Origin of the sequence: Asanoa sp. NPDC050611, assembly GCF_040654855.1 — a bacterium.
In the GTDB taxonomy this organism is placed as follows: domain Bacteria; phylum Actinomycetota; class Actinomycetes; order Mycobacteriales; family Micromonosporaceae; genus Asanoa.
On the sequence record NZ_JBFAIU010000470.1, the window covers coordinates 1 to 4,661 of the forward strand.

7 protein-coding genes are annotated in these 4,661 nt (G+C 73.6%); 4 read left to right on the forward strand and 3 right to left on the reverse strand.

The window, feature by feature from the left end; translation table 11 throughout:
* Positions 1-148: 148 nt before the first annotated feature.
* From AB0H87_RS38350 to AB0H87_RS38360, 3 genes are all read left to right on the forward strand, one after another.
* Complete coding sequence (locus tag AB0H87_RS38350; RefSeq protein WP_360157591.1) at positions 149-244, forward strand: penicillin acylase family protein; 96 nt, start codon at positions 149-151, stop codon at positions 242-244.
* A 42-nt stretch (positions 245-286) separates the two neighbouring features.
* Positions 287-784: a F0F1 ATP synthase subunit B gene (atpF, locus tag AB0H87_RS38355; RefSeq protein ID WP_360157594.1), complete on the forward strand. Its 498-nt coding sequence runs from the start codon at positions 287-289 to the stop codon at positions 782-784.
* Positions 785-940: 156 nt separating this feature from the next.
* On the forward strand, positions 941-1,597 hold the full coding sequence (locus AB0H87_RS38360) for a hypothetical protein (RefSeq protein ID WP_360157597.1): 657 nt from the start codon (positions 941-943) through the stop codon (positions 1,595-1,597).
* 4 nt (positions 1,598-1,601) lie between these two features.
* Here AB0H87_RS38360 and AB0H87_RS38365 read toward each other — a convergent pair whose 3' ends face one another.
* Together AB0H87_RS38365 and AB0H87_RS38370 are read right to left on the reverse strand one after the other, a co-directional pair.
* Entirely contained in the window at positions 1,602-1,946 is a 345-nt protein-coding gene (locus AB0H87_RS38365; protein ID WP_360157600.1) for a TraR/DksA family transcriptional regulator, read from the reverse strand.
* A gap of 13 nt (positions 1,947-1,959) precedes the next feature.
* Positions 1,960-3,081, reverse strand: a complete 1,122-nt coding sequence (locus tag AB0H87_RS38370) for an FAD-dependent oxidoreductase (protein WP_360157603.1) — start codon at positions 3,079-3,081, stop codon at positions 1,960-1,962.
* Positions 3,082-3,149: 68 nt separating this feature from the next.
* On the opposite strand from AB0H87_RS38370, the gene AB0H87_RS38375 reads away from it, so the two are divergent.
* Positions 3,150-3,725, forward strand: coding sequence for a TetR/AcrR family transcriptional regulator (locus tag AB0H87_RS38375; protein WP_360157605.1), 576 nt, complete (start codon positions 3,150-3,152; stop codon positions 3,723-3,725).
* Here AB0H87_RS38375 and AB0H87_RS38380 read toward each other — a convergent pair.
* Positions 3,722-4,555 carry an SAM-dependent methyltransferase gene (locus AB0H87_RS38380; protein WP_360157608.1) on the reverse strand — a complete coding sequence of 278 codons (834 nt, stop codon included), beginning with the start codon at positions 4,553-4,555 and terminating at the stop codon, positions 3,722-3,724. The two genes, AB0H87_RS38375 and AB0H87_RS38380, sit on opposite strands and share 4 nt — an antisense overlap.
* Positions 4,556-4,661 lie beyond the last annotated feature (106 nt).

The following is a 4,661-nucleotide window of genomic DNA, read 5'->3' on the forward strand; positions in this document are numbered from 1 at the left end:
GAGTACATGTTCGCGGTGTCGACGAAGTTGATGCCCCGGTCCAGAGCGGTGTGGATGATCCGGATGCAGTCGTCGTGGTCCGGGTTGCCGGCGGCCCGGGGCCCGGTATGTCTGGGATCTCCGCGACCGCGCCGCGAGCCGGTGGATCGTGCCGTTCGGCGCGAGCGGACGGGCGGGTGACCCGCACCACGCCGACCAGCTGCCGCTCTGGGCCGCCGGCGAGCTGATCCCGGTGACACCGTGATCGGCATTCGATATAGTCGATGTCCCGGTCAGGAGGCAGCTGATGCTCGCCAGCGACGCCGACACCCGTCCGATCGTTCCGCAGTGGCCTGAGGTCCTCGTCGGCCTCGTCGCGTTCGCGCTGCTGGCGTTCGTCCTCATGAGAATCGTGTTCCCCCGGATGGAGCGGCTCTTCGCGGCGCGCGCGGACGCGATCGACGGCGGGCTCGCCCGGGCGGAGGCGGCGCGCGCCGAGGCCGAGCGGGTGCGCGACGACCGCCGGCAGCGGCTGGCCGCGGCGCGGGTCGAGGCCGAGCGGATCCGTGCGGAGGCCCACGCCGAGGCGATGGAGATCCGCGCCGAAGCGGTCACGTCCGCCCGTGCCGAGGCCGACCGGATCGTCGCGGCCGGGCGCGCACAGCTCGCCGCCGAACGCGCCGCCGTCCAGTCTGGTCTGCTTCCGGACATCGACCGGTTGGCCGGTGATCTGGCGGAACGAATCCTCTATGGAAGTTCCGCTCATCGTGGACATTCAGGGCAAACGTACCCGGCCAGGGGTTGAACCTGTCGGCTTCCCCCTCGAACAATGACCGTCCGGCCTGATAGCGTCCGGCCGACCGGGCCGCGCGAGGACGGAGGTCGACCGGTGACCGACAACCGGGTAAAAGGCCGCGTGAAGGGGCTGTTCGGTGGGACGACTCCGGACAATGGGCATCATATGACTGAGCCTGTGGAAGCATACGGCGACCCCAACTCCCATCAGGCGCTAGCCGTGCTCACGCTGGCGCAGCGCACCGCCGACGAGCACGTCGCGGCTGCGCAGCGGCAGGCGGAGCAGCTGGTCGCCGAGGCGCGCCGCGCCGCCGACCAGGTCGCGCGGGAGGCGCAGGGCTACTCCGACGAGATGCGCCGGCAGGCCGACAAGGTCCTCGCCGACGCGCGTGCCTCGGCCGAGCAGTCGGCCCGCGAGGCCGCCGCGCACGCCGACGACGTGCGACGCGAGGGTGAGCGCCTGCTGACCGAGGCGCAGAACACCGCCGAGCAGGTCGTCGCGGACGCCAACGAGACCTCCGAGCGGCTGGTCACGGACGCGCAGGCCAACGCCGAGCAGATCACGCAGGAAGCGCAGGACTCGGCGGACGCGCTCGACCAGGACGCGCAGCGGCGCTACGAGGAGGCCGTCGGCAGCCTGCAGCCGCAGCGCGAGGCGTTGCAGCAGGAGATCGAGTCGCTGCAGCAGTTCGACCGCGAGTACAGGGCGCAGCTGATCGCGTTCATGCAGGGTCAGCTCCGCCAGCTCGGCGTCGAAACCCCGCCCAACACGAGCAGCGAGACGCAGGTGCTCGCGCAGCTGCCGACGGCCCGCGAGGCGTAGGGGTCTAGCGCGCCGCGGCGCAGTCGATGCAGGTCCGGGCGGCCGGCAGCGCGGCCAGGCGGTCCGGGTGGATCGGCCCGCCGCACCGTTCGCAGCGGCCGTAGCTGTCGTCCTCGACGCGGCGCAGCGCGGTGTCGATCGCCGCGAGCCGGTCGCGGGCGCGCTGGAGCAGGGCACCCGCCTGGGCGCGTTCGTACGCGATGGTCTGCCCCTCGGGGTCGTGCTCGTCGTCGGTCGCGGTGCCGGTCTGGGCGGTCACGATCCCCTCGACCACCTGGCTCAGGGTCTCGATCTGGGCGACCGTGTCGCGCCGCTCGGCCCGCAGCCGCTCCACGGGACTGTCGGTCATCCGACAAGGTTAGCTAGATCGTGGGCGGGTTCCATCGCGCGAAGCCGGCCATCTGCCGGAGGCCGGCGTTGTCCGGAGTGAGCCGGATCACCGCGTTGCGCAGCGCGACCGCCACCGGGTTGTGCAGACCCTGACCGATCCGGGCCATCTGGTACGCGGCGCGCGCCACCCGTTGCGACCTCGGCCGCCGCTGGGCGTCGTAGGCGGCCAGCCCCGCGGCCAGGTCGCCGGCGGGGTCGCAGCAACTCGCGAGCACGACCGCGTCCTCGATCGCCTGGTTGGCACCCTGGCCCAGGTTGGGCGTCATCGCGTGCGCCGCGTCGCCGAGCAGCGCCACCCGGCCGTGCACATAGGACGGCACCGGGGTGGCCAGGTGGTAGAGGTCGTCGCGCAGCGCGGCGGTGGTCGCGCTCATCAGCGCCGGGATCGGGTCGTGCCAGCCGCCGAACCGCGCGCGTACGGCCGCCAGCTCGTCGTCGTGCCACGCTTTCGGCGGCGAGGTGACCGAGCCGAACCAGTAGACCCGGCCGTCACCGAGCGGCACCATGCCGAACTCGGCGCCCGGCCCCCAGGTGATCGCCACCACCAGCGGCCCGCGCCACGGCTCGTCGGTCACCCCGCGCCAGGCGGTCGCACCGGCGTAGGCGGGCGGCGGGACATCGGGCCACAACCGGCGGCGGACGGCGCTGTTGATGCCGTCGGCGGCGACCACGAGGTCGACCACGCGCCCGTCGACGCGGCCCTCCGGGGCGACGTCGCCGACCTCGGTCCCGGTGACCACCGTGCCCGCCGGGAGCGAGTCGTGCAGCACCCGGTGCAACGTCGCCCGGTGGATGCCGATCGCGGAAGTGCCGAGCACGCGGTTCATGGCGTCGGCGTCGATCCTGGTCAGCCAGCGACCGTTCGGTGTGCGCAGCCCACCGGAGGCCTCGACCTGCCCCTCGGCCCGCACGGCCGCGCCGACGCCGAGCGCGTCGAGCGCCCGCACGCCGTTGGCCAGCAGGGTGATGCCCGCACCGACCGCGGTGATCCGCGGCGCGCGCTCCAGCACGGTCACGTCCCAGCCGCGCCGGCGCAGGCCGATCGCCGCGCTGAGCCCACCGATCCCCGCTCCGACCACGACCGCCGTCGCCATGACCCCTCCTATCGTCTTCTACACCTGTAGAAGACGATACTACAGGTGTAGAAGAACAGGAGCCGCCGTTGACCCGCTTCACCGACATCACCGACGCCGCGATCGCGATCGTGGCCGAGCAGGGCATGCGCGGCCTGACCCACCGGGCAGTCGACGGCCGGGCCGGCCTACCGCTGGGCACGACGTCGGCGTACTTCCGCACCCGTAAGGCCCTGATCGAGGGCCTGGTCCGCCGCCTCGCCGACCTGGACAACGCGGACATCGCCGCGCAGTCACTGGACCCGCCGCCGGCGGATTTCGCGGAGTCGGTGGCCGCGGTCCTCGACACGTGGCTCACCACGGGCCGCGAGCGGACGCTGGCCCGCTACGCGTGCCTGCTCGAGGCGACGCACCACCCGGAGCTACGCACGATCCTGGAGTACGGTCGCACGTCCCGAAACCAGGCCCGAGCCCTGATGGAAGCGGCCGGGGTGGCCAACCCGTCCCAGGCCGGCGACCACTTCGTAGCCTGCGTGGACGGCCTGCTCTTCGACCGCATGGTCGGCGCCGGCGCCCTCACGGCCCCACCACCGGGCACCCCGGCGAACCGCGCGGACCTGACCACGGCAATCCGCCGCCTGATGACCGCCTTCACGGCCGGCTAGGCGACCTCGGCCAGGACGACCCGCTCGATCTCGCGCAGGGTCAGGCGGCGGCCGCGCAGTTCCGGGTAGCGGGCCGGGTATGCCTCCGCGCCGACGTCCTCCCGCAGGGTCAGGCCGTGGTCGGCGAGCAACGCCGGCAGTTCCGCCGGGTCGTAGGCGCTGCGCCAACCGTACCGGCGCGACGCCCGCGGGCGCTCGCGCCAGATCCGGTCCGGCAGGTAGGTGAAGACCAGCCGGCTGCCGCTCGGCAGCGAGCCCGCCCACGTGAAGGTCGGCAGGACGCCCGACGCCGGGAGGTACTGGGCGACCGCTTCGAAGACCACCAGCGTCCGGACTGTCGCGTCGAAGCCCGCGGCCGACAGGATCGTCGGCAGCGGGTCACGGGTGACGTCCGCGGTCAGGTAGCGGATGTTCGTCGGCGGCGGATCGGGCAGGCGGGACAGCGCCGCGCGCTTGAGGGACTGCGCGCCCGGCAGGTCGAGCTCCCAGACCGGGACCGCGCGGAAGTCCGGGATCCGGTACGGGCGGCTGTCCAGGCCCGCGCCGAGCACGACCACCTGGGACGCGCCCGCGGACAGGGCCGCGCGGCACCAGTCGTCGATGACCCGCGTACGGCAGATCGCGGTGCCGCGTACGCCGGGCATCGCCGTCTCCGCCAGCCGGCCCAGCGCCAGCCGGGCCCGGCGGTGGCGGGCGATCCAGGCCGGCACGCCCGTCAGCAGGTGAGCCGAGACCGGGTCGTCCAGGAGGCGCCGGCCCGGCGGCACATCGGCCTCCAGGGCGCGCATCGTCGCCACCGCGATCGCCGTCGTCTCCACCCGCACAGCCATGCCGCGATGGATGCGACCTGCGCACCGTGCCCGGCATGGCCGAGGCCGACGTGCGGTCGCTCCTGGACGGCTGGGCCCGCGCCGCCGGCGCCAAGATCGTCTTCGA

Coding starts and splice junctions, on each gene's coding strand:
- atpF (WP_360157594.1), top strand. CDS start 287: ATGCTCGCCAGCGACGCCGACACCCGTCCGATCGTTCCGCAGTGGCCT.
- AB0H87_RS38360 (WP_360157597.1), top strand. CDS start 941: ATGACTGAGCCTGTGGAAGCATACGGCGACCCCAACTCCCATCAGGCG.
- AB0H87_RS38365 (WP_360157600.1), bottom strand. CDS start 1,946: ATGACCGACAGTCCCGTGGAGCGGCTGCGGGCCGAGCGGCGCGACACG.
- AB0H87_RS38370 (WP_360157603.1), bottom strand. CDS start 3,081: ATGGCGACGGCGGTCGTGGTCGGAGCGGGGATCGGTGGGCTCAGCGCG.
- AB0H87_RS38380 (WP_360157608.1), bottom strand. CDS start 4,555: ATGGCTGTGCGGGTGGAGACGACGGCGATCGCGGTGGCGACGATGCGC.